The sequence below is a fragment of the Nocardia sp. BMG111209 genome, assembly GCF_000381925.1.
GTDB lineage: Bacteria > Actinomycetota > Actinomycetes > Mycobacteriales > Mycobacteriaceae > Nocardia.
In genome coordinates this window covers 1,709,009-1,733,382 of sequence record NZ_KB907308.1, presented here as the reverse complement: position 1 = coordinate 1,733,382, position 24,374 = coordinate 1,709,009, and the positions used below count along the sequence as shown (strand labels likewise).

Below are 24,374 nucleotides of genomic sequence, written 5' to 3'. Positions count from 1 at the left end.
AACGGGAGGAGTCGAATCCGATGCCGGTGCCATCACTTCCGCCACTGGCGGACCTCATATCCGAGGCGAAGAACGGGCATCTGAACGTCAGCTTCAATGCCGACATGCGCGTGAACGCTGAAGAGTTCGCCTATATCGAACGCGATTGTGATGCCTTCAAGGACTCGATTCAGAAGCTGATGCAGATTGCGAAGAATGTTTCAGAGCAGAAGAAATGGGGTCTCGGCGAGGATCAGGAGATCCTGACCTCTGCCAAGACTGTGGTTCATCGGTTCCGGGCCAAGGCCGCCGTAGTCGATCCCGGTAAGGACGGCGCCAACAATGTCCATGACATCCTCGACCGGCACTACCAGATCGTGGATGCGCTTCAGCAGCTCCATCGCACGATCGCTCAGCGGTACGTGGAAACCGATCAGGTGTTCGCTGCTCGGTACAACGAGTTGATGGCGAATATGCCGCCGAGTTCGATCGGGACGGCTGCGATCCAAGGGCCGATGCAGACCGGGGAAGGGAAGTGGCGATGAGCATCGCGAGCGAACCTCCGCACATCGCGGACAAGGAGAATCCGGCGGCGTTCGAGCACTGGGATCTCTACCACGCCTTCCATCCTCAGGACACGACCGATGCCAACAACGCCGCCGACAAGTACGACCATATGGCTCGGACCTGGGCGGCCGACGTCGCGACTTTCGCCGCCAGGATCCAGCGGTCCAGCGCGTCCGCCTGGGACGGTCCGGCCGCCGAGGCATCCCGCGAAGCGATCAACAATTACGCACAGCGTGCCGAGGATCTGACTCCCGCGCTGATGGCCCTCGCCGAACAGGTGACGACGGCGGCCACCGGAATCGTGAATACCAAGAAGGGCGTCGAACCGGAACCTCAGTCGACGGTCGGCCCTTGGTACGCGCACGCCTTCAACACCGATGGGTGGGATTTCATCCACCACGGATCGCGCTCGGTCACGAAGATCAACGAGGCCAAGGCGAAGGCGCAGGCCGCGATGCAGAACAACTACCTGGTCGACTTCGTTCACGCGGATTCGCGCATCCCCGTTCTCCCCGAACCGGTTTCGCCGACCAGCCCGCTGTACTCGTGGCAGCCCGGACAGTCCGGTGTCGGTCCCGGACCGGGCGGGACCAGCGGCAACGGCTACAGCGGTCCCAACGGCACCGGCGGCCCGGATGGCGGCCCAGCCGCCGACGGCCACACCGAGCAGGGCACCCCGGACCAGCCCGCCGGCGCGAGCGGCCCATCGGCGGACTCGACCGGCCCGGATCGCGCTGCGGACCAACCGACACGGTCCAGCAGCTCGAACCCGGATGAAACTCGTTCGGCCGGAACAACTCCCGGCGACACGACGACCAGGCCGACCGGCCTGGGCCCACAGAGCCAACCGGGCGGCGGCTACGGAACCGGCGGGCTCGGCGACGCCGGTGGTCCTGTCGGTGCAACCCCCGGTCGCAGCGTCCCCGGAAATCCAACTGCGACAGGAACTTCCGGACGTCCATTGGCTGCACGGGCGGGCGCCCCAGGTGTCCCCGGTATGGGCATGCCGGGCATGGCTCCGCCGGGCAAGGGGAAATCCGAGGACGACGACCGCACCCACAAGTCGCCGGACTGGCTGAAGAACAAGCAGAACGCCGAGGACCTGCTGGGTACACCGCCGCACACGCTGCCCGGCGGCGTGATCGGCGCCGAGGAACCCGCACCCACCCCCGAGACACCCTGACCGATGACAACCGAATGGGATTGGGACCCGGATGATTTCGCGGTCCTCTGGAACAGCGACGCACACGACCGATTCCCCCGGCCATTGTCCTACACGAGCAGGTTCCCGACCACGAACCAGGTAGCCCAACACCGCACCGCAGTGCGCGCCCGCTACGACCGCGACGAAACCGACCTCATCCACCTGGCATTCCACACGCTGGACGCGGCCGACCTGCGCATCGAAATCCTCGGCGATTCCACAACTCTCGGAAACGGCGACCCACGTCAGTACCGAGTCCTGGGTGCCCGAACCACCCACCACGCGGTCCTGCTCACCCAGACCGCCACCGCCACCGTGCACGGTCGCATCCGTTGCCGTCTCTTCACCCCCGCCGAACTGCCGTCCCGTCTGGCCCGCATCCTGCCCCGCCACCCGGCCGGCACCGAACAACCGGAAACCTTCCACCGGGCCGACCTCACCGCAGACACCGCACCCGAAGACCATCGGCCGGATCCACGCCGCCGCCTACGCCAGCGAATCCGCCGAGCAGACGGCGGCGGTGTAGCCGCCCTGACCACCGGCCCCCTCTACGCGGAGCCGACCCCGTCGTTCACCACCCAATGGCTCGACATCCCCGGCGACGGCCGCTACCTGCAACAACTGACCCGCGACCACCTCACCCTCCGCCCGGCCGCCATCCCCGACCTCACCACCCTGTTCACCACGTGGATCGACCACACCCTGAAACGCCAACGCGCCCAAGAACGCTGGTAACGAGCAGTAACCTTGTCTGTGCCGCTGTGCCGCTGTGCCGCTGTGCCGCTGTGCCGCTGTGCCGCTGTGCCGCTGTGCCGCTGTGCCGCTGTGCCGCTGTGCCGCTGTGCCGCTGTGCCGCTGTGCCGCTGTGCCGCTGTGCCGCTGTGCCGCTGTGCCGCTGTGCCGCTGTGCCGCTGTGCCGCTGTGCCGTGAAATGCGTGTTCGCGATTCATGAATGGTTGTCGCGCAGGGAGCCTCGGATCTCGTGGGCCAGGTGGGCGGCCGCATCACGGAGTGACTCGGCCATCGGATGCCGCAGTGCGGCGGAATCGGTGCGCGCAGCCAGGAAGGTGGGCCGGGTGGCGTCGGGGTGGTCGATGCGGATCACCGACACCGTGTGCGGTAGTGCGGGCACCATCAGTCCGGGGACGACGGTGACGCCCAGGCCCGCTGCGACCAGGCCCAGTTTGGCGACCCAATCGCGAGCCACGTAGGCGACGGTGGGCCGTCGCGCCGGATCGGTCCATGTCCCGAGCAGGGTGGTGGCGGGGTCCTCGCTGCCGGTGATCCACCGCTCGCTGTGCAGCCGAGCGGGTGGCACGCTCACCGATCCACTCAGCGGATGTCCTCGCGGCACGGCCACGTAGAGCCAATCCTCCAGCAGGATCGACGTTTCCACCCCTTCCGGCAATTCCAGTCGACCGGAGATCACTGCCAGATCGATGCGGCCGCGGCCCAGCGCGCTCAGCAGCGCCGGGCTCGTTCCTTCCCGTAGTCGCTGCCGTAATTCCGGAAAGCGCTGCACGGCAACGGATATCGCGTGCGGTACGAGATACGCTGTGGCCGTGGAGAATGCGCCCAAGCGCAGCAGGGCCGGTGACCTGCTGCCCAGGTCGCGCAGTTCCCCACGGGCGGTATCGAGTGTGTCCAGTACCGAATCGGCGTGGCGCAACACCACCCGACCGGCCTCGGTGGGCCGCACTCCGCGGGCCCACCGCTCGAACAGTGGCCGTCCGGCGGCCTGTTCCATCAATGTGACCTGGCGCGATACGGCGGACTGGGTATAGCCCAGTCGCTCCGCCGCACCCGAGAACGACCCCGTGCGCGCCGCCTCCCGGACCACGCGCAGACCTGTCACCGTGAACTCACCCATGCGAATTACTGATACCAGCTGTGCGAGATCCTCGCTGGTCGCACAGCCGGGACGGCCGTAGATTCGGCTTCGTGAGCAACAAAGCCTTCATCGAAGAACTGTTCAGCCAACTGGCACAGGGGAATTCGCAAGCGCTGGGTGCGGCGATGGCCGACGACTGCCGCTGGGTGTTTCCCGGGAACTGGTCGTGGTCCGGCGTGTGGGAGCCCAAGTCGGCGGTTCTCGACGGTCTGTTGCGCCCGTTGGGCCGCCAATTCGCCGACGGTTACCGCAACGAGCCCGATCTGATCGTCGCGGAAGGAGACCGGGTCGTCGTCCAGGCGCGCGGCTACGCCACCACCACCCGCGGCGAGCGGTACCACCAGACCTACTGCTTCATCTTCCGCATCACCGACGGCCGCATCGTGGAGGTGATCGAACATTGCGATACGGCGCTGGTGGAGCGGGTTCTCGAGCCGCTGGTCCCGGCACCTCGCTGATTAATCCAACCGGAGAACCGGTGTGGCGTGGTCTCATTCGTTCCGGCGCCGGGCACGCTCGATGACCTCCTCTTCGGTGAGCGCGCTGGACGGGTGGTGGCTCAGGCACATCGGTACGTCGATCTTCTCGAAACCCGAACCCTCCGTGGCCCCGTAGAAGCGGCCGGCCTTCAGGTGCGAAATGTCGTCTATCCGGCCACCTTTGGCGCGCGCCAGTTCGGTGGCGGCCTGGATCTGCACCGATGCGTTGAGCAGTCCGAAGAATTGGGTCGCGGCGTTGCCGGTCACCATGTTGTCCAACGCCTTCGGCGCCTGGGTTGCGTACACCATGCCGAGTCCGTACTTGCGGGCCTGGGTGGCCAGCTTCAGGGTGCTCTCCTTGGATGCGTTGGAGCGCAATGACGGTACGAACGTCTGTGCCTCGTCGAGGACGAAGAGACTGCCCAGGGGGCGATCTCGTGCCGGGTTGCGCTTGATCCACGCGAACAACGCCAACTGCAATTGGTTGACGAACGTCTGGCGCTGCTCGTCGGTCGGCAGCCCGATGAAATTGACGACGGATACGCGAGCGCGTTTGCCCGCGGCCGGGGTCAGCAGTGCGCCGGGATCCAATCGCTCGCCCGCGCCGCCGAACACCGGATCGTTGATCATCGCCGCGGTGAGACTGTCGGCCATCTCCGCGGCCCGGCGCGATGCGTTCGCGATGATGCTGACGCCCTCGGGCAGGTTCGCGAGCAGGGCCACGAAATCGCGCAGTTCGCTGCCACCCTGGGTGGCGAAGTGGGTGAGGGCCTCGCGCAGCACGGCCGCACCCTTCGGGGTTTCACGGCTGGTCAGCCCGGCTCTCGGCAGCAGTCCGGCGACGGAGGCATCGATGGAGGTGAGCAATTCGTCGGGATCGTCCAGCACATCACGGAAGTCGGGCAGCGGATTCAGCGCGAGGGGGCGGCCCGCTTCGCGCCGGGGAGTCCACACGACCACATCGGTGTTCTCGAGGTATTCCGCGGCACGGTCCGCATCGCGGGGACCCCAGCCGATCGGCGGTTCCGGCCAGGGGTCGCCCAATCTCGCCAGGTCGTTGTTGCTGTCGATCAGGATCGCCGAAACACCCTGCAGCGCGGCTTCTTCCACCAGACGCCGGAGCAGCACCGTCTTGCCCGAACCGCTACCGGCGAAAACGGCAGTGTGCTTGCGCAACAGAACGAGGGGGACGCGGAATTCGTTCCGGCCGTCCATGGTCCGACCCAGCGGAACCGCCGGTTTCGTCCCGGCCGGGCCGGGCTCGGTGTGTGGCGGTGGTGTGCTGCCGGGTTTCGTTGTCGCGGTGTCGGTTTCGATCGGGTGCGCCGGCGCAGGCTCCGGCTCGGCGAATCCGTCGAAGGTCGATTTCCTCGTTCCGGCCGCCGGATCAGTCGGCACGGCCGCCGGGTCGATCGGCACGGCCGCCGCATCGATCGGCACGGCCGGGATCACCCTGCTGAGCAATTGCGACCGGCTCGCCGGTTTCCGGACCACGAGCCAGTCGGCGAAGCCCGCCGCGGAGTCGAGGAGCATCGCATCCAGCGCGGCGAAGACCCGGAGATCCTCTTCGGAGATGGGGACCGCGACGCCGCCGGCCGCCTGGAATTCGCTGAGCATCTCGGAGGTGACCCGGCCGGGCGAGAACGGCATGTTGCGCACCACGACGAGATGCCGTTTGTCCGTGCCGGGTTGGATTCCCGCCTCGAGCGACGCCGAGCGCAACCGGGTCTGCACGGCACGCGCATGGGTGTGGCCGATCGATCGGAAGCTCCAGTGCTCCTCGTCCTCGGTCGCCTCGTCGAGTGTGCGGCGCAGCCGGGCATGCAGCGCGGACTGCAAGGTGGCCGCCTGATCGACGGTCAGCCCCTTCCCGCTGCCGCGTTGTTCCAGCGCGAAGGACCGCAATGCGGCGTTGAGCAGCGCGAACATTCGCTCGTCCTCGTGCCGGGGATCCAGTGGCGCAACCACATCCGCGGATCGGCACAGGCGCTCGAACTGGGCGTCGAACACCGCCATCTCGTCGGGAGCGGGCGGTGTGGGCAGCGGTACGGGCCTGTCCTCCGGCGCTTCGAAATGTTCGAGTTCGGTGATCGTGCCGAGGTTCAGGCACCGCTGGACGTGCTCGTCGACCTGTTGCAACAAGCGGCGCGGCGTGTAGTTGGCCACCGCGCGATCCTCGAAGGCCAGTGGCGAGACCGGCCAGCTCGGAAACGGGGGTTCGAAGCCGATCTCGCCGTACTGCGCCGCCAGATGTCGTACGACGATCGTTCGTGCCATATCGGTGCTGGGCATGTTGGTCGACAACTCGAGCACGGTGAAGCGATCGGCGGCGGAGTTGACCGCGCGGTCCGCCAGGAGCTCCCACGATTTGGGAATGCAGGCGGCCACGATGATCGTGCGCACGGTTTCTTCCCGCATCCGCATGAGGCCGTCGGCGAGGTCCTGGGCCAGCCGGTTCTCGCCACCGTGGCCCGATTGCGCGATCACGGAATCGATCTGATCGACCGCCAGGACCACCGGGCCGGTGAGCGCGAACAACCAGGACAGGTCGTTGAAGATCTGCTGGGAGGTCCGTCGTCGGCTGCGGAAACCCCATGCCGCACGGTCGGTTTCGTCGATGCCGTCCTCGAGCAGCAGGAAACTGAGTCCGACATCGCGCACATCGCGCTGGTTGGCCTGATAGAGCACGAGCGCGCGCAGCGTGTCCTGATAGTCGCGCATCGACTGACTGTCGAAATCGTCCACCTGGGCGATGAACTCGTCGAGGTGGTCCCGGCCGACCGTGAGTGTGCCGTGCAACCGGACCCGTAATTCGCGGTCGCACCCGGCGATCTGGCTCAGCGCGTCGATGATCCGGCCGAGCTGCCCGCCGTCGGCCCCGCGCAACTGGTTGACGATGCCGTGCACCGCGCCGGCCCAGAACGAGGCGCCGTCGAGCAGTTTCGGCATGAAGAACGATCCGCCCTGCTCCTGAACGTATGCGCGCAGCCAGCCGAGCATGTGCGTCTTGCCGACACCGCGCTCACCGCTGAGTATCAGACCGGTCGGCTGGCTGCGCGGTCTGCTCGCGGCCGCCTCCACGGCGCGCCGGATCCTCGCGGTGGCCAGCGGATGCAGACCGTCGACGTGGTAGCGTAGGGGGCTCCAGATCCCTTCCGTGCCGAGCACACTGCCGAATTGGATCGCGGAGAGTGCCCGGCGCTGGTCTTCGTTCATTTCGGCGCCTCGATGGTGAGCAGATGTCGGGGCGTGCCGCCCAGCCGGACCGCGGCCGCCCGATCCTCTTCGGTGAGCAGTTTCTGATCGGCCTCGGCCCGCACGTGCACATCGTGGCGGCGAGCCAGTTGTTCCAGCGCGCGGTCGACATCGTCCCGGGGCAGGCCGGTCAGCTTGGTCCGCAGCACCGCCAGCCGCACGGGAGTGCCACTGCCACGGGTCAATTCCGCGTACGCGGTCTCCACCCGTCGCGCCACATCGGGCCGGAAGACGTCGGACAGGGTGTGCCCGCTGTCGGTCAGATGGCGGCCCACCCCGGCGAGCACGGTGTACAGCGCACCACCCGCGCAGCCGGAACGCGCAGGGCGGGAACGGGTCAGCTCCAAGGCACACCACTTCGTGCCGCGATCGGTGAGCTCGTGGACATAGGCCCGGTTCACCTTGACACTGCCGACCAGCCCCAGATCGTTGAGTCGCTGACGGTACCGGCCGTCGAGTTTGACACCGGCCAGTGCGAGCAACTCGGCGTTGGTGAGCTCACGGGCCTCCGCCATCAGCACGAGCAGGACACAGCGTTCGGTGAGGGTGAGCTGATCTTCGGGCATATCGCCTCTTCTTTCACGGTCGGGGGTGGATGATGAAACCTGTTTCCGCGGTGGTGATCTCGCGGGTCCGCCGGGTCCGGGCGAGGGATCCGGACGCGCGCACGAGCCGGCCGTCCCGATGCGCGGCCAGCGCCGCGGCGTATTGCGTGGCATCGGCCAGCCGCACCGCGACCAGTTGCGGTTGCCGTGCGGGTTCGGTGTCCCCGGCGATGAGCGTGCCGCGCACCTTGATTCGCCAGCGGTCCCCCTCCTCGTCGTCGGACAGCTCGGTCACCAGCCCCGCCACCGTGGCGGTCTCGATCACCTGCGCGGTGGGCCGGCTCGCGGCACGCAGGTGCTCGCCCGCACCGGCCGGAAACCGCAGCGCCACGTTGTCCCGCGGAATGAGTTGTGACCAGCGGAAACCGAGTTCGAACGGGGCATTGTGCTCGCTGCCCGCCAGCTCGGCCAGCGCGCCGCAGATCACCTCGGGCACGTCCGCTTGCGAGATCCGTTCCACGGCATCGGTTTCCGACTGCACTGCCGACAGCAACCGGGCCGAGCTGTCCAGCAGGCGCAGGGTCGTCCGGCGGCCGAGCGGCTCGGGATCGGCGCCGTCGATCGGGACCCGGACATCGATCCCGAACGTCTCGGTGGACACCGTCAGCAGTGATCGTTCCAGCAGGGAGCGCACCACATCCGGCGGCCGGCCCGGCAGACCGGAACGGTTCTCGTCCAACGACTCTCGTGCGCAGATCGAGAGGAGGTCACGCACGCCGCTCACCGCACCGGCGCCGGTGGTCAGGGTGAGGGCGGTATTCCCGCCCGCTCGGTACGACACGAGATCGGTTGCGGGAGTGATTATGTCGGACCGGACGTCGGCGGCCGCGCGGTCCTCGGCGGCCGCGACGCACCGGATCAGCTCACGCAGCCGCAGCTGCGCGTCGATCACGGTGTCCGACGGCGGTAGCAGTACGTCGTAGTCGTCCCTGCTCCAGACCTCCGCACCGCGCCAGCGTCCGCTGACGATCCATCCGTGCGTCCGGAGATAGGTGGTCACATCCTCGATCCGCGGCGGCTGTGTCATCGCCGGTCACCCGATCGGAGTGACGATATTGCCGAGAACGAGTCCGCGCAGGCTTTCCGCGGTCAGCACATTGCTCATCGGGAGTTTCACCCGGATGTGCCGATCGCGCCGGGACGACGGTAGCGGCGAAAGGTCGCTGAGCGATACGTAATACCCGATATGACGTAACAACAGACCGAATGTGCTGAGGTCGGCGTAATTGGTGGAACTACGCGGAACATGAACTACGAAAAGGTATCTCGGCACCGTGAAGTCCGGGCCCGCCAGGTTGTTGAACTGGGCGTGGCTCAGGCCGTCGTAATTGACCACACCGTTGGTGGTGTCGAGCGTGGAAACGGTCTTGACCTGCACGTCGATTCGTGGCGAGAAACCGCGCGGCGTACGGCCGGGCAGTTTCAGGCACAGGTCGACGGTGTCGAGGTCCACATCGTCCTGTGACCAGATCAGCCCGGCCGCCGAGGCCAGTACGCGAATGTAGTCCGCACCGAATTTCCCCTGATGATTCCCTGGATCCAGCACTGTCCCCTCCGACCGGCCGGAATGTTGCTGGTGTACCTCCGGCTCTGCGCCGATCGATACTGTAGCGATTCCGTCGCGTTCGAGCGGCGTATCCGGGCAATTCCGTGGCGTATCGGTCCGAACGGTGGCGAAGCGGGCCCGGAATCGGATGACGATTCCGGGCCCGCGCGCAATTACCCTCAGGCCCAGGCGAGTTCGGCCTGCTCGTCCACCGGGGCGGCCCAGTCGATGCGGTAGCTCTGTTCGCGGCGCATGATCTGCTGGAGTTTGGACGAGCCGAACATCAGGGGCATCAGGGCGGGCATGACCTTACGCATCACGGGCCCTGGGGTTTTGGCGTGGTTGATCCGCGCGCCACGGGCGGCGATGGCTTCGACGCGGGGGCGGCGGAATCGTTCGTAGGCGGTGAAAGCCGTTGCCGGATCGTCGAAGTCGCGCAGGCAGCGAGCCAGCTGGATGGCGCTCTCGATGGCCTGCGAGGCACCCTGACCGGTGCTGTTGCTGGGGGCGTGCACGCTGTCGCCGACCAGGACCATGCGGCCGCGGTGCCAGTGCGGGACCGGCGGCATGATGTGCAGGGCGCCGGAGACGACCAGATTCTCGGGGCGGGTGTGGCGGACCAGGTCGGCGCCGGGGACGTCCTCGCCGTAGGTGTCGCGCATGGTGCGCAGCCACTGCTCGTTGGAGATCGCGCGGGCCTCGCTGATCGACATGTAGCGCTTGCTGGGCAGGTTGGCGCCCCACCCGACGCGGCCGTCGGCGCCGACCCAGTACAGGTAGTAGGCGTTCTTGCCGAAGGCGAAGATCATGGTGTGGGCGGGGGTGTCCAGCGTGTGATCGGAGAGTGCGCCGAAGCCGAGCATGCCCGTGTAGTTCGCGCCGGGAGCATTCGGATCGATGAGGTCGCGGACGGTGGATTTCACTCCGTCGCAACCGATCAGGATGTCGGCGGTGGCGCTGGTGCCGTCGGCGAAATGCGCGGTGATGTGGTCGGCGCGCTCGTCCACGCGCACCAGGCGCTTGTCGTATTCGAACGGGATGCCCGCGGCGACAGCGTGATCGTGCAGCGCGGTGTGCAGATCGCTGCGGTCGACCAACTGCTGTGGTTCCAGGTCGGCGGCGGTGGGCATCTCGATCGTCTTGTGGCCGAAGGACATCGCGCTGTGCCGGATCGGCAGTGCGAGTCGGCGGATCGCGTCACCGGCGCCGATGACGTCGAGGGCGGCCAGGCCGTTGGGGGCGAAGCCGAGGCTGGAGCCGATGTTGACGGCCGGGCCGGAGTACGCCTCGAAGACGCGGGCCTCGATACCGGCCATCTGCAGTGCGGTGGCGGTCACCGGCCCGGCGACGCCGCCGCCGATGACGAGTGCGGAACGAATGGACATGACTGAGTTCTCCCTGCGGTTGCGTGTTTCTACGCCCGAACCGGGGCGTGCAGGGAGCGCGGTTATCCTTGGTTTGCCAGCCTTGGGCCGGATTCGCCTGCACGAATGTGGTTCGAGACGGTATTTCGATCGGGCTCGGCGCAGGTGTTGCCGCACCTCGCCGGGCCCGGTTGCCGGTGGCGGATCAGTGACCCGCCGGTGGGTCGGAATCCCCCCTCTCGATCGGGCTCATGCCCTCGGGGAAATCGATCGTGCCGATCTCGCCGGGGGTGAGAACGTTCTCGGTGTGCAGTCGCTGCCAGAACTCGACACCGGGGAAGGTGCCGGAGGTCAGTTCCGCGCGGAAGCCGCGGACCCATTCGGCCTCGGCCTCGAGCATCGCGGCGCCGAATTCGGCCTCGATCATGAACAGCCGCGGGATCAGGTCCCGCTGTTCGGCGATCTCCTGCCGGACGTCGGCGATCTGCTCGGCCAGCCGGTCCAGTCGCACGCTCAGCAGCGTGATCAGATCGTCCGGCGGGATCATCGCCACGATGGACAGGCCGGCGACGAAGCGGTGGTGCTCCGGCTCGGGAGTGGAGATGAGCTCGCGGGTCCAGTCGACCGCCTCGGCGTGTCCGGCCTCGGTGAGCCGGTAGATGACCCGCTCCGGGCGGGCGCCCTCGCGTTCGCTGCCGACCACCTCGAGAAAGCCGTGCTTCTCCAGATTCTGGACGACGGTGTAGAGCGAGCCCCACTTGATGTCCATGTCGCGGTCCTTGCCGCGATCCTTCAGGACCGCCGCGATCTCGTAGCGATGCATGGGCCGCTCGATCAGCACGGCCAATACGGCCAGGGCCAGCAGATTGCCGACCTTGCGCTTCTGCGCCATCCGGGCTCACCTCCTTACTCGTCTACGAATATACGTCTACGAGTATTCGTCGGCAAGTGCTCGGCGGCGGATATTCCGGATCAGGGGGCGTCGCGGGGCCGGAACCGGTTGCGGAGATGGTCGGCGGTGGCCTCGTCGGCCGGGAGGAAGGCCTCCAGATGCACCTCCGCCAGCGCCACATCGGTGGCGGTGGCGAACGAGGTCAAGGTGGTGATCAGGCGCAATTCGGTTCCGCCGGTGCGCAGCCGCAGCGGTACGGCGAAGCCGAGATAGCCGGGGCCGAGGTCGGCGGGCGGCAGGTACGACTCCAGTTCCTCGATCATGGCGTCGAGTTCGGGATCCGGGCTCGTGCGGGCGCGGTGGCGCAGCGCCTCGGTCACGTGCCGGCCCCATTCCGGCAGGTTGCGGACCCGTTTCGCCAGGCCGTCCGGGTGCAGGGCCAGGCGGCGCACGTTGATCGGCGGCCGCAGCAGTTCCGGCGCGCTGTCCTCGGTGAACAACGTGAAGCCCGCATTGGCCTCCAACAGGGTGCCGTAGCGATCCACGATGATCGCCGGATACGGCAGGTGGCCCGCGAGCACGGTGCGCAGCGCCGCCCGCACCGGCGCCAAACCCGGTGCGCCGAAATCGGATTCGGTGAATGCCGGCGCGTAACCGGCCGAGATGAGCAGTGCGTTGCGCTCGCGCAGCGACAGCCGCAGCGATTCGGCCAGCCGGACCACCACCGCCCGGCCGGGCTGGGATCGGCCCTGCTCCAGGAAACTCAGATAGCGCTGGGTGGTGCCGGCGCGGATCGCCAGATCCAGCTGGCTCAACCGCCGCACACCGCGCCATCGGCGCAGCTCACGGGCGAACAGTCCGGTCTCGGCCACAGTGGTCACCGCACCATCCTGACCCCTCGCGCCGACACCGTGCCATACCCTGCGGGGAATCGCGCGACCACCACCGCCCGGCCCAGACTCGGCGGCATGACCGATATCGAACTGAAGCAGCTGACCGATCGCTGGGTCGCCCAGTGGAACGAACCCGATCCGGTGCGACGCCGGGAGCTGATCCGCGAATTGTGGGCCGAGGACGGCTACCAGCTCATGGTGCATCCGCCGGAGGAGATGCGCGCGGCCGCGGCCCGGCTGTCCGTCCCGTTCCCCGCCCTGGAGATCCGGGGACACGACGCACTCGCCGAGCGGGTCGGCCGCGCCTACGAGATGTTCGTCGGCACCGGTGAATTCGTCTTCGCGCAGCAGGGCGAGCCGGTCCGGCACGCGGGTGCGGCGGTCGCGGTGACCTGGGTGATGCGTTCGCGCGCAGACGATTCCGTCGCCGGCTCCGGGCTGGAGGTACTCACCTTCGCCGCCGACGGCCGGGTCCGCAGCGATCACCAGTTCGTGGCATGACCGCGGACGGCACCCTGCGCTACACCGCCATCGTGACCGGCGCGGACGGCGGTTCGCGATTCACCGATGCCGACATCCCGCTCGCCGCCCGTGAGATCGCGGCGGGAGTACCGCCGATGCGGATCGGCGGCCTGCCGTCGGCGGCCGGCGTGGCCTATGTGCGCAGCGAATTCTTCGACAGCACACCGCATCCGGCGCCGGCCCGGCAGTGGGTCGTGATGGTGCGGGGCGTGATCGAGGTGACCACCACCGACGGTGTGCGCCGGCGCTTCGGCCCCGGCGATCTGGTGCTGGCCGCCGATACCGACGGGACGGGCCACAGCACCGTCGCCGTCGGCGCGCCGCCGTTCGAAGCTCTCTTCATCCCCGTCGATTTCCGGAGTGGATCATGAATTCTGTTGCCTATCAACTCTTTCCCGGGCAAGGACCGGAGGGCCTGCGGGCCGCGCCCAGGCCGGTGCCGCGGCCGGGGCCGACCCAGCTCGTGGTGCGGGTGCGGGCCGCGTCGTTCAACCGCCGCGATCTGATGTTGATGGACGGTACCTATCCGCTGCCCGCGACACCCGGTGTCGTCCCGTTGTCCGACGGGGTCGGTGAGGTGATCGCCGTGGGCGACGGCGTCACCCGGGTCGCGGTCGGTGACCGGGTCACCGCCACCTACTACCTGCACTGGCTGCGCGGCCCGCAGCGGCTCGCGCACGTCCTCGACCAGTACGGTGCGAATCACGACGGGTGGCTCGCCGAACATATTGTGCTGGAGGAGGATTCGGTCGTCATCGTGCCGGATCACCTCACCGATGCGGAGGCGGCGAGCCTGACCTGCGCCGGGGTGGTGGCGTGGAAGACGCTGGCGGATCCCGCGCCGGTGCTGCCCGGCGAGACCGTACTGACCGTCGGCACCGGCAGCGTCGCGCTGTTCGCGGTGCGGTTCGCGCGATTGCGCGGGGCGCGGGTGCTGTCGATCACCTCGAGCGCCGAGAAGGCGAAGCGGTTGCGCGAGATCGGCGCCGACGAGGTGATCGACCGCACCGAACTCCCGGACTGGGAACAGGCGGTCCTGGACCGCACCGACGGCGCCGGGGCCGACCACGTGGTGGAGGCGGTCGGGCCACCCACGCTCGCGAAATCCGTTGCGGCGTCGGCCTTCAACGCCCGGATCACCCTGATCGGAGCATTCCCGGCCGACGGTCCGGCGGGGGATCCGTTCCTCGGCAGATATCTGTCGATCCGCCGGATCGCGGTCGGCAGCCGGGCCGATTTCGAGGATATGAACCGCGCGATCACCGCGCACCGGCTGCGTCCGGTCGTGGACCGGGTGTTCCCCTTCGAGGCCGCCGTCGACGCCTATCGCTGTTTCCGCGAGGGCGATCCGTTCGGGAAGGTGGTGATCGAGCGCGGCTGAGTCACGGGTACTCGGCCGAAATCCGCACCAGCCGCGCGATATCGGCCGGGCCGACCCGGCAGCAGCCCCCGATGATGTCGGCGCCGAGGGAAAGCCATTCGCGCACGGCCGTTTCGGTGAACTCGGAGGCGCCGGTCCAACGCCGCCGCGCCGGATCCCAGCCCTCACCGCTGTTCGGATACACCACGATCGGCTTGCCGGTGACGGCGCGGGCGGCGGTGATCGCGGGGGCGACATCGGCGGGGCGGCAACAGTTCACGCCGACCGCCACCAGATACGGGGTGCTCGCCGCCACCGCGAACGCCTCGGTCAGCGGCTGCCCGGCCCGGGTGCGGTCACCGTCGACGGTGTAGCTCAGCCACGCCGGGAAGCCGGCCTCGGCCACCAGATCGGCCAGTGCCACCGCCTCGTCGATATCCGGAATCGTCTCCAGCGCAAGCAGATCGGGATCCGCCGCGAGCAGCGCCTCGAACCGGGGACGATGCCGGTCGCGCAGGGCGGCGACGCCGAGCCCGTATCGGCCGCGATATTCGGAACCGTCCGCGAGCATCGCCCCATACGGTCCGACCGAGGCCGCGATCCAGCGCGGCCGGCCGTCCCCGGCGACCTCGTCGCGGGCCTCCCGGGCCAGCGTCACGCTGCGGCGCAGCAGCCGGGTGGTGGCCGCGTGATCCAGTCCGCGGGCGGCGAAGCCCTCGAACGACGCCTGATAGCTCGCGGTGATCGCGATGCGGGCGCCGGCCCGGAAGTAGGCCGCGTGCACCGCCCGGATCTCGTCGGGGGAATCGAGCAGCAACCGGGCCGACCACAACGCATCCGTCAGGTCGTGTCCGCGGGCCTCCAATTCGGTCGCGAGACCACCGTCGGAGATCACGGGCCGTGCGCTCGGGTCGAAAACCACGGCACCACTGTATTACGGTCGGTACATGGTAGACAGACGCGATCTGCAACACCGGTTGATAACGACTTTTCAACGACACGTGGCCAATCCGATTTCGCGGCGGCTGGGCACTCAGACACTTCTCGAAACCACCGGCCGGGTGAGTGGCCGGCCGCGCGTCACACCACTGGGCGGGCGTCGGGTCGGCGATTCGTTCTGGTTCGTCTCCGAATTCGGGGAGCGGTCGCAATATATTCGTAATATCCGGGCGGACAATCGCGTTCGGCTGCGGCTGCACGGACATTGGCATTCCGGTATCGCACATGTCCTGAACGGCGACGATGCCAAATCGAGGCTGAAGGAACTGCCGCGTGCGAACAGTGCCGCGGTGCGTGCGGTCGGTACCGATTTGCTCACGGTCCGCGTCGATCTGAACTGATCGCGCGTCACAAACACTGCAATATAGTCTTCTTGGTACTGTGCCGAAGTGATGGGCTTTCGTATCGGTGGTCGCACACTGGTCGACGAAAGGTTCCGACAATGGAGTCACCGGAGGATTCGCAGCCGACCCGTTCGGCGAACGGAAACAGCACCACCACACGCACTGTGGCAATAGTCGCGGTCGCCGTCGCGATCGTCGCCGTCGCCGCGCTGATCGGGGTGTTGTTCGACCGTTCCGGTAAGGATGTCGACCCGCAATCCGTCGCGGCCACCGGTGAGATCGGGAACGGCCCGGCCGGCGACGGCCGCCACAACGGCGACGACTGTGCCGAGGACGAGGTGACCGGCCAGTGGGCCGTGCGCAACGGGCACTGGGAATGCCTGCCGCTGGTCCGCATGGAGGAACACCGGCTCGGCGAGGATTGCAGTCACGACGGTCTGGTCGCGCAGTGGGGGCTGGTGGTCGGACGCGGCTGGGAGTGCGTCTCGCAGGTGGACAGCGGCGGCACCCAGCGCGACGGCGCCGACTGCTCGCACAACGGCATCACTTCGCACTGGGAACGGCCGGTCGGCCACGGCTGGGAATGTGTGCCGGGAGCCCCGCGGACACTGCAGCGGGTACAGGGCACGCCTTCGGGTACCGCCACGCCGGGCGCCCCGATCTCGCCGGTACCAGGCGCGCCCGAGCAACTGGGAGCGCCGTCCGCGGTGCCGGGCACCCTGGCCCCGCAGGTCCCCGAACAGCCCGTCACGCCCGAACCGCCGATCCTGCCCGAACCCCAGGCCCCGAACCTCGAACCCGGCCGGCCGGACGCGTTCCCGGCGCCCGCGCCGCCGCCGTGGCTCATCCCGTTCCTCTGGCACTGAGGCTGCCGCGGCCGTGTCCCCCGGATCGCGTAGGGTGCAGGCGTGCCACGTGACCTCGCCGATCTGCCCTACACCGGCCGCCTCGAGGTGTTCCACGGCGAGCCGGAATACGACACCGATTACGAATACGTACATCTCGACGAGCGCGCCTTCACCGATCTGGATGCCCGCGGTATCCGGTTCTCCCGCTCGGCCTTCACCGGCGTCGAGTTCACCGGTGGCGAGTTCCGGCAGGCGCGGTTCGACGAGGTGCTGCTGCGCGCGGTCCGCTGGATCGGCGGCGACCTGGGCGAATCCGGCTGGCTGGACACCGAACTCGTCGACAACGCGCTGACCGGTGTCGACCTCGTCGGCGCCCGGCTGGACCGGATCCGCTTCACCGGCTGCAAATTCGAGGCGGTGAACTTCCGGGCCTCCCGGCTGCGCGACGTCACCTTCACCGATTGCCTGCTGCGCGGTACCGATTTCAACGAGGCGACGCTGGCCCGGGTGTCGTTCCCCGGCTCCCGGCTCGAGGGTGTCACGGTGCACCGCACCACCTTCACCGAGGTCGACCTGCGCGGCGCCCGCACCCTCGATCTCACCGGCGGGATCGCGGCGCTGAAGGGCGCGATCATCAGCAGCGGTCAATTGTTCGACCTGGCACCGGCATTCGCGCGCGCCGCCGGGATCGTGGTCAGCGACGACTGACCGGGCTCAGGCGTGCGCGGTTTTCCCGCCGTCGATGACCAGTTGCGCGCCGGTGAGATACGGATAATCGGGTGCGGCCAGGGTGAGCGCGAAGGTGGCGATCTCCTCGGCGGTCGCCAGACGCCCCATCCCCGGCACATTGCTTCGCGCCCACTGCCGGATGAACACCTCCCACGCGTCGTCGGGAATATGTTCCATTCCCGCTGCGCGACGGACCAATTCGGTATCGGTGGTTCCAGGGACCAGCGCGTTCACCCGGATCCCGGCGTCGGCGTAGTCCAGCGCCGCGGCCTGCACCAGCCCGATCAGGCCGCGTTTGCTCGCGGTGTAGGCGGCGCGACCGGCCTGCGTGGCAATGGCATTCGAGGACGCAGTGACGACGACGGTGCCGCCGCCCGCGCGGAGCAGGTGGGGCACTTCGTATTTGAGAGCGAGGAAGGTGCCGCGCAGATTGGTGTGCACGACCCGGTCGAACTCCTCGGCGCTGTACTCGTGCAGCTTCTTCTGTACGGTGATGCCCGCATTGTTGAAGGCGACGTGCAGTCCGCCGTACCGGTCGGCGGCGGTGTCGACGAACCGCCGGACCTCGTCCTCGATCAGGACATCGGCCCGGATGTAGGTGGCCTCGCCACCGGCGGCGCGGATGTCCCGCTCCACCGCGGCGCCGCGGTCGGTTCGCCTGCCGCAGAACGCGACTCGGGCACCCTCGGCGGCGAACAACTTCGCCGCCGCCGCACCGATGCCGGAGGTGGCGCCGGTGATCAGGACCACCTTGCCGTCGAACCGGCGCAATCCGGTGGCGGGCAGCCGCGGCGGGGTGGCATCGGTGCCGAGCGCCACACCGCCGGCCAGTCCGGCCGCACCCGCGACCACCCCGGTCGCCGCCAAGGCGCCCAGCAGTCTGCGGCGGTTCGATCGGCGGCCGGTGAATTGTTCTGCGGCACTGTGCTCTCGGGCGTCCCCCCGGCTCGATGGTGCGCCGCCGGAGAGTGTGGTCCCGTCCTGGTCGGAGTGGTCAGTGCGGTCGTCCCGGTCAGCGCCGCCAGTGCGATCAGTGCGATCAGTGCTATCAGCGTGATCGGAGTGATCGGAGTGATCGGTGCGGTCAGTGTGGTCAGTGTGGTTTTCCCGGTCAGCGCTCCCAACGCCCCCAGCTCCCCTGCCCCTAGTGCTGGTGCGGTCAGTGCGGTCATTGTGGTCGTCCTGGTCAGTGCGGTCGGTGTGGTCGTCGCGATCGGAGTGATCGGGGCCGGTGTGGTCGGAATTGTCGTTGTCGGACATGGGTTCACTGTCGTCTCGGTCGGCGGCGCGCGGATCGGCCCGATGGCCGGGATCGACGCCGGGCGGGGGAGCGGATCTCCTCCTTCGGGAGGAGTCGCCCGCCGCCGGTGGGCGGCATCATGGGGTGGTGGATGTGTCGGCGGCGTGGTCCCGGAGGCCGGAGCCGGCCGGGGTCGCGCGCGGGATCGAATGGTTGTTCCACGAGCGGTCGCTGCCGGTGCGGCTGCCCGCGTTGCTGTTGCTGGCCACGGGATGCCTGCTGTGGCTGGGCAATTCGCCGACCATCGTGGATTGGGCACTCGGACTGCTCGCGGTGGCGGCGACCGTGGGTGGCGCCCGTCGGCCGCTGACCACCTCGCTGCTGACCACGGGACTGCTGGTCCTCGGTTTCGAGTTGGGGCACACCGGCCCGCTGGTCGGTAAGGCGGCCGCGGCGGTGGCGTTGACCGAACTGGCGCTGCGCCGGGGCGGATGGCGGCCGTGGCTGGGTGCGGGCGCGCTGGCCGCCGCCTATCTGCTGCATCCGGCCGGTGGCGCCGCGGCGATCGGTTACCGGGCCGTGGTGATGGCCGGGTTGCCGTTGGTGATCGGTGCGCTGCTGCGCAACGCGCTCGACAGCGCTGCCCGCGCGCATCGGATCGCGGACGAGATCGCCGCGCGGCGGCGGGCCGAGGTCGCGGCGGCGCGGACCGCCGAGCGTTCCGCGATCGCCCGGGAACTGCACGATCTGATCGCCCATCACGTGTCGTCGACGGTGCTGCGGGTCGGGGTGGCGCGGCACGCGCTGCCGCAGGCGCCGGCTGCCGTGCTGGAGGTGCTCGACGATATCCACTCCAGTGGCCGGGAAACCCTTGCGGATCTGCGCAAACTCGTTGCCGTGCTGCGTGATCCGAGGCAGACCGACACCACGCTGATCACGGCCGCCGAACTGCCCGAGGCGATCGAGGCGGTGGTGCGCCGCACCTGCCGGCTGGGACCGGTGGTGACGACGGAGATCGGTGACGTGGCCACGGTGGACCCGGTCACCGCGCACACCCTGCTCCGGCTCACCCAGGAGGGACTGGCGAACGTGGTGCGGCACGCCGGCCTCGGCGCGACCGCCCGGCTGACCGTCACGGTCGGCGACGGGATCGATTTCTCGTTGTCCGACAACGGTTCCGGTGCCGAGCCGGCGCCGGCCGGACCCGGCCCGGCCGGGTTGGGACTGATCGGGCTGGCCGAGCGGGTGGAACTGCTCGGCGGCAGTATGACGGCCGGTCCGGTGGCGACCGGGTGGCGGTTGCACGCCTGCCTGCCGGGACGCGCGAGATGACCGTCCGGGTGCTGCTGGTCGACGATCAGCAGTTGGTACGGGCGGGCCTGCGGATGCTGTGCGACAGCGCCGATGATCTGGAGGTGGTGGGTGAGGCCGGTAACGGCGCCGGCGGGGTCCGGCTGGCGGACCGGCTGCGCCCGGATGTCGTCCTGATGGATCTGCGGATGCCGGGCATGGACGGAATCCGCTGTACCGAAACGATTCTCGCCGCGAATCCCGCCGCCCGGGTACTGGTGCTCACCACCTTCGACGACGACGAACATCTGTACCCCGCGTTGGCCGCCGGGGCCTGTGGGTTCCTGGTCAAGGACGCCTCACCCGCGGAACTGCTCGACGGGATCCGCCGCGCGGCAGCGGGTCAGCGGCCGTTCTCGCCGGATGTGCTGGGCCGCGTGGTGGATTCGGCGGTCACCGCGCGGACGGCGACGCCGCCCCCGGTGCCGCTACCTGCGCTCACGCGACGGGAAACCGAAGTCCTGCACCTCGTTTCGCTCGGCATGTCCAATGCCGAGATCGCCGCGGCCCTGCATCTCGGGATCACCACGGTGAAAACCCATGTCGCGGGCCTGCTGTCGAAGACCGGCGCCGTCAACCGGGTGCGCCTGGCGTTGCTGGCGCGCGGTCACAGCCCGGACACTCCCAGCAGCTGACCGATGCCGTAGGTGATCGCCATCGCCAATGCGCCCCCGACCACCACGCGCAGCACCGCGCGCCGGGGCCGGCTGCCGCCGAGCCGTGCGCTGACCGTGCCGGTGATCGCCAGTGCGATCAGCACGGCGACGATGGTGACCGGTACCCGCCAGGTCGCGGGCGGCAGCGTGATCGCCAGCAGCGGCAGCAGCGCGCCGAGGGTGAACGCCACCGCCGAGGATGCCGCCGCCTGCCACGGATCGGTGAGATCCTCGGGGTTCAAACCCAATTCGGCGTCGGCGTGCGCGGCGAACGCGTCGTGTGCGGTGAGTTCCCGGGCGACCTGCCGTGCGGTGGCGGCGGACAATCCCTTGCCCACGTAGATCGCGGCCAGTTCCCGTAATTCGTAGTCGGGTTCTTCGGCCAGTTCGCGTCTCTCCTTCGACAGCACCGCCCGTTCGGTGTCGCGCTGGGTGCTCACCGAGACGTATTCGCCCGCGGCCATGGAGATCGCGCCCGACACCAGCCCCGCGAGCCCGGCGGTGAGGATCGGCGTGACATCGGCCGATACCGCCGCGACACCGACGACCAGGCCCGCGGTGGACACGATCCCGTCGTTCGCGCCGAGCACGCCCGCCCGCAACCAGTTCAGCCGGGCATTGACGCTCTCGCCGTGCGGTTCCCGCGGATGGGTCCGGTGCCGGATCTCGTTCACGTACCGACACTATGCCCGCCCGGTCCGCCTTTCCCGGATTTGCCGCGGTGCTGCCCGCGTCACCGGATCCGCCGCTCGCCGGCGACGGAGGGGATTCGTTCAGGTGCGTTCGTAGAAGCCGTCGATGCGGCCGCGGCCCAGCGGAGTCGTTGCGGCGGTGAGGATGTCGCGCGGCTTGGCGGCCTCGGGCATCCGGCCGCCCGCCGAGGTGATCGGCTCGGCGAGGGCGAACAGCTGGAAGGCGTAGCGGTGCGGGCCGTGACCCTTGATCGGCGCCGGGCCGAGATAGCCGCGGCCCATACCGGAGCGGAGTACCCGCACACCCGGGATCGTGGTGCCCGCGCGCAGCGCGTCCTGCGGCAGCGTGGTGAGGGTCGGTTCCAGCAGGGCGACACAGTGCACGAACGGGCGGCCGGTCGGGGCGTCGGGATCCTCGACGACCAGCAGCAACTGGGATGCGCGGCCCGGCGGCGGCGCCCAGATCAGCGCGGGGGACAGATCGGCGCCGCCGGCCCGCTTGGACGCGTGCACGGGCGGCAGCGGCTGCTCGTGGGTGAAGTCCGGGCTGGTGAGCTCGAATACGGTGTCGCAGGCCAGATTCGGCAGATTCCAGGCCATGCGGTCTTCTCCGGCGTGCCGGTTCCGCAGCAGGGTGCCGAGAACGGCCATCACGTAACTCCTCGGGAGATGGGTGTCACAATTGTCGCGCTTCGTATGGTCGGTGCGATTCTGCCCGATCGGGCCTGCCCACGGCAGCTGCATGGCGTGACCGACACCGGCGTTGCGGTCGGCAGCGTGCGAATCGGCGCGGCACGGATATTCTGCAAACTTCTGGTGAATGCATCTGGATGGATGCCTGATCGTGCGCTGGGCACTGTCCGGGCAGAGGCTTCGGGTCGGTCGATACGGTGAGGCTCGGGTGCGGAAAAGGTTTGCCGATCGCGGCGATTTCGCTGGGAAGAAATCTTGTTCGAGGCTCGTCCGGAGGTCCGTACAGGTCTCTCGGATTCGGTGACGCAGATCATATTGATAGCCGATATCGCATAGTCTTTCGGCATATCGGCTGATAGATAATCAGACTCTCGGTAAGTTACCAGCGAGTTCAGGAAGCTCTCAGCTCCCGTCCGTGAGGCGCACCTCACACCATGATCGGCTTTACTGTTACCATCGGTCACCGATAGCTTCGATGTGGCAGTGTCGCCGATCACGAAAGAGTTCCGCCTTGATGCCCGAGACCCACCCCGCACGCCGGAGTTGCGTATGACGCCGGTAACTCGGGAACGCTCGAGCGCATCGGCGGTCCGCATCGTTCGCAGAAATTTCTCCGCAACCGTGCTGTCGTCGCTGCGTACCTTCGGCCGGGCGGTCGATATCGCCCGTGAATCGGTCTTCGGCGCGCTCGGCGATATCGCGCGCGGACGATTCCAGTGGCGGGAAGCGGTGCTGCAGGCGTGGCGGCTGGTCACGGTGACGGCGATTCCGGCCGTGCTCATCGCCATTCCGTTCGGCGTCATCGTCTCCGTGCAGGTCGGCAACCTCATCCACACTCTCGGCGCGGATTCGCTGCTCGGCGCGACCGGCGGCCTGGGCGTGATCAAACAGGGCGCGCCGCTGGCCACCGGCTTCCTGCTCGGCGGCGCGGGAGCGGCCGCGATCGCCGCCGATCTCGGCGCGCGCACCATCCGCGAGGAGATCGACGCGCTGAACACCATGGGTATCAGCCCGATTCACCGCCTGGTGATCCCGCGGCTGGCGGCGATGCTGTTCGTCGCGCCGCTGCTCAACATCCTGATCATCTTCGTCGGCATCGTGGCCGGATACGCCGTCGCCGTCGGCGGGCAGAACGTCACACCGGGCAGCTACTGGGCCACCTTCGGCTCGTTCACCACCACCGCCGACGTGTGGGTGTCGCTGCTGAAGGCGGTGCTGTTCGGTTTCATCGTGGTGGTCGTGGCCTGTCAGCGCGGGCTGGAGGCCAAGGGCGGGCCGCGCGGCGTCGCGGACGCGGTAAACGCGGCTGTGGTGCTGTCGGTGGTGTCGATCGTCGTGGTGAATCTCGGCATCACCCAGGTGACCGAGATGTTCCTGCCCACGAGGCTGGTGTGAGGTGACCGTCTCCGCCTATCGCCCGAAGGGACTGGCCTGGGCCGGGCGCGTGTACCGGCGCCGGGGCCTGATCCTCACCCGGGTCGAATCGCTGGGCTTCGTGCTCTCGTTCGTGTGGCAGGTGTTGTCGTCGATTCCGGTGACGCTCGAGCGATATCGCAACGAGACGCTGCGCATCATCTCCGATATGACCTGGGGTCGCGGCTCGGTCATCGTCGGCGGCGGCACCGTGCCGATGATGGTCGTGCTGGGCCTGGTCATGGGCGCCTCGGTGGCCGTGGAGTCGTTCACGCTGCTGAACATGCTGGGCATGGGCCCGGTGACCGGCATCGTGTCCGCCTACGCCACCACCCGGGAACTGGCCCCGATCATCGCGGCCATCGGCTTTGCCGCACAGGCGGGTTGCCGCATCACCGCGGAGATCGGCTCGATGCGGATCTCCGAGGAGATAGACGCGATCGAGTCGCTCGGCCTGCGCTCGGTGCCGTTCGTCGTCACCACCCGGGTGATCTCCGGGGCGATCGCCATCGTGCCGACCTTCCTGATCGGGCTGATCCTCTCGTATTTCGCGTGCCGTGGACTGATCACCGTGGTGCACGGGCAGTCCGCCGGGGTCTACGACCACTACTTCTTCCAGTTCGTCTCCGGCTTCGACGTGATCGCCGCGGTGCTCAAGGTGGCCGTGTTCGCCACCGTCGTGATCCTGATCCACAGCTATTACGGCTTTTTCGCCACCGGCGGGCCCGAAGGCGTGGGGATCGCGTCCGGGCGTGCGGTGCGTGCGTCGTCGGTGGCGATCATCGCGCTGGATATGGTGCTCACCCTGCTGTTCTGGGGTGTCGACTCGACCGTGACGTTCACGGGGTAGCGC

Annotated in this window: 26 protein-coding genes; 14 read left to right on the top strand and 12 right to left on the bottom strand. The window is 68.4% G+C overall.

Annotated features, from left to right (window positions below; translation table 11 throughout):
• The first annotated feature begins 20 nt into the window (after nt 1-20).
• Genes G361_RS0131310 through G361_RS0131300 form a run of 3 tightly spaced genes read left to right on the top strand, consistent with a single transcriptional unit; the run spans nt 21 to nt 2,485 of the window.
• Nucleotides 21-524, top strand: a complete 504-nt coding sequence (locus tag G361_RS0131310; RefSeq protein ID WP_019931089.1) for a hypothetical protein — start codon at nt 21-23, stop codon at nt 522-524.
• Complete coding sequence (locus G361_RS0131305; protein WP_063711921.1) at nt 521-1,729, top strand: hypothetical protein; 1,209 nt, start codon at nt 521-523, stop codon at nt 1,727-1,729. The genes G361_RS0131310 and G361_RS0131305 overlap by 4 nt, the downstream gene beginning before the upstream one ends.
• A 3-nt stretch (nt 1,730-1,732) precedes the next feature.
• Nucleotides 1,733-2,485 (top strand): ESX secretion-associated protein EspG, encoded by a 753-nt coding sequence (locus G361_RS0131300; protein ID WP_019931087.1) that lies wholly within the window; start codon nt 1,733-1,735, stop codon nt 2,483-2,485.
• A gap of 211 nt (nt 2,486-2,696) precedes the next feature.
• Here the strand turns inward: G361_RS0131300 and G361_RS45550 are convergent, their stop codons facing one another.
• The gene (locus G361_RS45550; protein ID WP_019931086.1) at nt 2,697-3,620 is read right to left on the bottom strand and encodes a LysR family transcriptional regulator; all 924 of its coding nucleotides are present in this window, start codon (nt 3,618-3,620) and stop codon (nt 2,697-2,699) included.
• Between the two features lie 71 nt (nt 3,621-3,691).
• Between G361_RS45550 and G361_RS0131290 the strand changes: the two genes are divergently transcribed.
• The gene (locus G361_RS0131290) at nt 3,692-4,099 is read left to right on the top strand and encodes a nuclear transport factor 2 family protein (protein WP_019931085.1); all 408 of its coding nucleotides are present in this window, start codon (nt 3,692-3,694) and stop codon (nt 4,097-4,099) included.
• Nucleotides 4,100-4,132: 33 nt separating this feature from the next.
• On the opposite strand, the gene G361_RS0131285 is transcribed toward G361_RS0131290, so the two are convergent.
• The 7 genes from G361_RS0131285 to G361_RS0131255 form a co-directional block, all read right to left on the bottom strand.
• Nucleotides 4,133-7,336, bottom strand: coding sequence for a helicase HerA domain-containing protein (locus tag G361_RS0131285; RefSeq protein WP_019931084.1), 3,204 nt, complete (start codon nt 7,334-7,336; stop codon nt 4,133-4,135).
• Nucleotides 7,333-7,941 carry a hypothetical protein gene (locus G361_RS0131280; protein ID WP_019931083.1) on the bottom strand — a complete coding sequence of 203 codons (609 nt, stop codon included), beginning with the start codon at nt 7,939-7,941 and terminating at the stop codon, nt 7,333-7,335. The genes G361_RS0131285 and G361_RS0131280 overlap by 4 nt, the downstream gene beginning before the upstream one ends.
• Before the next feature lie 13 nt (nt 7,942-7,954).
• Nucleotides 7,955-9,007, bottom strand: coding sequence for a hypothetical protein (locus G361_RS0131275; protein ID WP_019931082.1), 1,053 nt, complete (start codon nt 9,005-9,007; stop codon nt 7,955-7,957).
• 6 nt (nt 9,008-9,013) lie between these two features.
• The gene (locus G361_RS0131270; protein WP_019931081.1) at nt 9,014-9,526 is read right to left on the bottom strand and encodes a DUF4365 domain-containing protein; all 513 of its coding nucleotides are present in this window, start codon (nt 9,524-9,526) and stop codon (nt 9,014-9,016) included.
• A 179-nt stretch (nt 9,527-9,705) separates the two neighbouring features.
• A complete protein-coding gene (locus G361_RS0131265; protein ID WP_019931080.1) occupies nt 9,706-10,911 on the bottom strand; it encodes an NAD(P)/FAD-dependent oxidoreductase in 1,206 nt (401 codons plus the stop codon).
• A 184-nt stretch (nt 10,912-11,095) separates the two neighbouring features.
• Nucleotides 11,096-11,782, bottom strand: coding sequence for a PadR family transcriptional regulator (locus G361_RS0131260; RefSeq protein ID WP_019931079.1), 687 nt, complete (start codon nt 11,780-11,782; stop codon nt 11,096-11,098).
• An 80-nt stretch (nt 11,783-11,862) separates the two neighbouring features.
• A complete protein-coding gene (locus tag G361_RS0131255) occupies nt 11,863-12,663 on the bottom strand; it encodes a helix-turn-helix domain-containing protein (protein WP_019931078.1) in 801 nt (266 codons plus the stop codon).
• A gap of 87 nt (nt 12,664-12,750) precedes the next feature.
• Here G361_RS0131255 and G361_RS0131250 point away from each other — a divergent pair, with 87 nt between their 5' ends.
• From G361_RS0131250 to G361_RS0131240, 3 genes are read left to right on the top strand one after another with little or no spacing between them, the layout of a single operon-like run.
• Nucleotides 12,751-13,176 carry a hypothetical protein gene (locus G361_RS0131250; protein WP_019931077.1) on the top strand — a complete coding sequence of 142 codons (426 nt, stop codon included), beginning with the start codon at nt 12,751-12,753 and terminating at the stop codon, nt 13,174-13,176.
• Nucleotides 13,173-13,568 (top strand): hypothetical protein, encoded by a 396-nt coding sequence (locus G361_RS47440; protein ID WP_019931076.1) that lies wholly within the window; start codon nt 13,173-13,175, stop codon nt 13,566-13,568. The genes G361_RS0131250 and G361_RS47440 overlap by 4 nt, the downstream gene beginning before the upstream one ends.
• The gene (locus G361_RS0131240) at nt 13,565-14,578 is read left to right on the top strand and encodes an NAD(P)-dependent alcohol dehydrogenase (RefSeq protein ID WP_081635653.1); all 1,014 of its coding nucleotides are present in this window, start codon (nt 13,565-13,567) and stop codon (nt 14,576-14,578) included. Before G361_RS47440 ends, G361_RS0131240 begins: the two co-directional genes overlap by 4 nt.
• A gap of 1 nt (nt 14,579) precedes the next feature.
• Here the strand turns inward: G361_RS0131240 and mmuM are convergent, their stop codons facing one another.
• Nucleotides 14,580-15,452, bottom strand: a complete 873-nt coding sequence (gene mmuM, locus G361_RS45540; protein WP_019931074.1) for a homocysteine S-methyltransferase — start codon at nt 15,450-15,452, stop codon at nt 14,580-14,582.
• A 52-nt stretch (nt 15,453-15,504) separates the two neighbouring features.
• Between mmuM and G361_RS0131230 the strand changes: the two genes are divergently transcribed.
• The 3 genes from G361_RS0131230 (at nt 15,505) to G361_RS0131220 (ending at nt 17,456) form a co-directional block, all read left to right on the top strand.
• Nucleotides 15,505-15,897, top strand: coding sequence for a nitroreductase/quinone reductase family protein (locus tag G361_RS0131230; protein ID WP_026343728.1), 393 nt, complete (start codon nt 15,505-15,507; stop codon nt 15,895-15,897).
• A 101-nt stretch (nt 15,898-15,998) separates the two neighbouring features.
• On the top strand, nt 15,999-16,766 hold the full coding sequence (locus G361_RS0131225; RefSeq protein WP_019931072.1) for a hypothetical protein: 768 nt from the start codon (nt 15,999-16,001) through the stop codon (nt 16,764-16,766).
• A gap of 42 nt (nt 16,767-16,808) precedes the next feature.
• On the top strand, nt 16,809-17,456 hold the full coding sequence (locus G361_RS0131220) for a pentapeptide repeat-containing protein (RefSeq protein ID WP_019931071.1): 648 nt from the start codon (nt 16,809-16,811) through the stop codon (nt 17,454-17,456).
• 6 nt (nt 17,457-17,462) lie between these two features.
• Here G361_RS0131220 and G361_RS45535 read toward each other — a convergent pair whose 3' ends face one another.
• Complete coding sequence (locus tag G361_RS45535; RefSeq protein ID WP_019931070.1) at nt 17,463-18,344, bottom strand: SDR family NAD(P)-dependent oxidoreductase; 882 nt, start codon at nt 18,342-18,344, stop codon at nt 17,463-17,465.
• Nucleotides 18,345-18,864: 520 nt separating this feature from the next.
• Between G361_RS45535 and G361_RS0131210 the strand changes: the two genes are divergently transcribed.
• Together G361_RS0131210 and G361_RS0131205 are read left to right on the top strand one after the other, a co-directional pair.
• Nucleotides 18,865-20,049, top strand: a complete 1,185-nt coding sequence (locus tag G361_RS0131210; RefSeq protein ID WP_231387141.1) for a sensor histidine kinase — start codon at nt 18,865-18,867, stop codon at nt 20,047-20,049.
• Nucleotides 20,046-20,702 (top strand): response regulator transcription factor, encoded by a 657-nt coding sequence (locus tag G361_RS0131205; RefSeq protein ID WP_036496104.1) that lies wholly within the window; start codon nt 20,046-20,048, stop codon nt 20,700-20,702. The genes G361_RS0131210 and G361_RS0131205 overlap by 4 nt, the downstream gene beginning before the upstream one ends.
• Here the strand turns inward: G361_RS0131205 and G361_RS0131200 are convergent.
• Together G361_RS0131200 and G361_RS0131195 are read right to left on the bottom strand one after the other, a co-directional pair.
• Nucleotides 20,675-21,397, bottom strand: coding sequence for a VIT family protein (locus G361_RS0131200; RefSeq protein ID WP_019931067.1), 723 nt, complete (start codon nt 21,395-21,397; stop codon nt 20,675-20,677). The genes G361_RS0131205 and G361_RS0131200 overlap by 28 nt on opposite strands.
• A 99-nt stretch (nt 21,398-21,496) precedes the next feature.
• Nucleotides 21,497-22,066, bottom strand: coding sequence for a YbhB/YbcL family Raf kinase inhibitor-like protein (locus G361_RS0131195; RefSeq protein ID WP_026343726.1), 570 nt, complete (start codon nt 22,064-22,066; stop codon nt 21,497-21,499).
• A 591-nt stretch (nt 22,067-22,657) separates the two neighbouring features.
• Here G361_RS0131195 and G361_RS0131190 point away from each other — a divergent pair.
• Nucleotides 22,658-23,503, top strand: coding sequence for an ABC transporter permease (locus G361_RS0131190; RefSeq protein WP_026343725.1), 846 nt, complete (start codon nt 22,658-22,660; stop codon nt 23,501-23,503).
• 1 nt (nt 23,504) lies between these two features.
• Nucleotides 23,505-24,371 (top strand): ABC transporter permease, encoded by an 867-nt coding sequence (locus G361_RS0131185; RefSeq protein ID WP_019931064.1) that lies wholly within the window; start codon nt 23,505-23,507, stop codon nt 24,369-24,371.
• Nucleotides 24,372-24,374: the final 3 nt, after the last annotated feature.

Bases quoted from the DNA above. Each gene is read 5' to 3' on its own strand.
- G361_RS0131265 (WP_019931080.1), bottom strand. From the start codon at position 10,911: ATGTCCATTCGTTCCGCACTCGTCATCGGCGGCGGCGTCGCCGGGCCG.
- G361_RS0131275 (WP_019931082.1), bottom strand. From the start codon at position 9,007: ATGACACAGCCGCCGCGGATCGAGGATGTGACCACCTATCTCCGGACG.
- G361_RS0131280 (WP_019931083.1), bottom strand. From the start codon at position 7,941: ATGCCCGAAGATCAGCTCACCCTCACCGAACGCTGTGTCCTGCTCGTG.
- G361_RS0131285 (WP_019931084.1), bottom strand. From the start codon at position 7,336: ATGAACGAAGACCAGCGCCGGGCACTCTCCGCGATCCAATTCGGCAGT.
- G361_RS0131310 (WP_019931089.1), top strand. From the start codon at position 21: ATGCCGGTGCCATCACTTCCGCCACTGGCGGACCTCATATCCGAGGCG.
- G361_RS0131250 (WP_019931077.1), top strand. From the start codon at position 12,751: ATGACCGATATCGAACTGAAGCAGCTGACCGATCGCTGGGTCGCCCAG.
- G361_RS45550 (WP_019931086.1), bottom strand. From the start codon at position 3,620: ATGGGTGAGTTCACGGTGACAGGTCTGCGCGTGGTCCGGGAGGCGGCG.
- G361_RS0131230 (WP_026343728.1), top strand. From the start codon at position 15,505: ATGGTAGACAGACGCGATCTGCAACACCGGTTGATAACGACTTTTCAA.
- G361_RS47440 (WP_019931076.1), top strand. From the start codon at position 13,173: ATGACCGCGGACGGCACCCTGCGCTACACCGCCATCGTGACCGGCGCG.
- G361_RS0131300 (WP_019931087.1), top strand. From the start codon at position 1,733: ATGACAACCGAATGGGATTGGGACCCGGATGATTTCGCGGTCCTCTGG.
- G361_RS0131305 (WP_063711921.1), top strand. From the start codon at position 521: ATGAGCATCGCGAGCGAACCTCCGCACATCGCGGACAAGGAGAATCCG.
- G361_RS0131195 (WP_026343726.1), bottom strand. From the start codon at position 22,066: ATGGCCGTTCTCGGCACCCTGCTGCGGAACCGGCACGCCGGAGAAGAC.
- G361_RS0131225 (WP_019931072.1), top strand. From the start codon at position 15,999: ATGGAGTCACCGGAGGATTCGCAGCCGACCCGTTCGGCGAACGGAAAC.
- G361_RS0131260 (WP_019931079.1), bottom strand. From the start codon at position 11,782: ATGGCGCAGAAGCGCAAGGTCGGCAATCTGCTGGCCCTGGCCGTATTG.
- G361_RS0131205 (WP_036496104.1), top strand. From the start codon at position 20,046: ATGACCGTCCGGGTGCTGCTGGTCGACGATCAGCAGTTGGTACGGGCG.
- G361_RS0131190 (WP_026343725.1), top strand. From the start codon at position 22,658: ATGACGCCGGTAACTCGGGAACGCTCGAGCGCATCGGCGGTCCGCATC.
- G361_RS0131240 (WP_081635653.1), top strand. From the start codon at position 13,565: ATGAATTCTGTTGCCTATCAACTCTTTCCCGGGCAAGGACCGGAGGGC.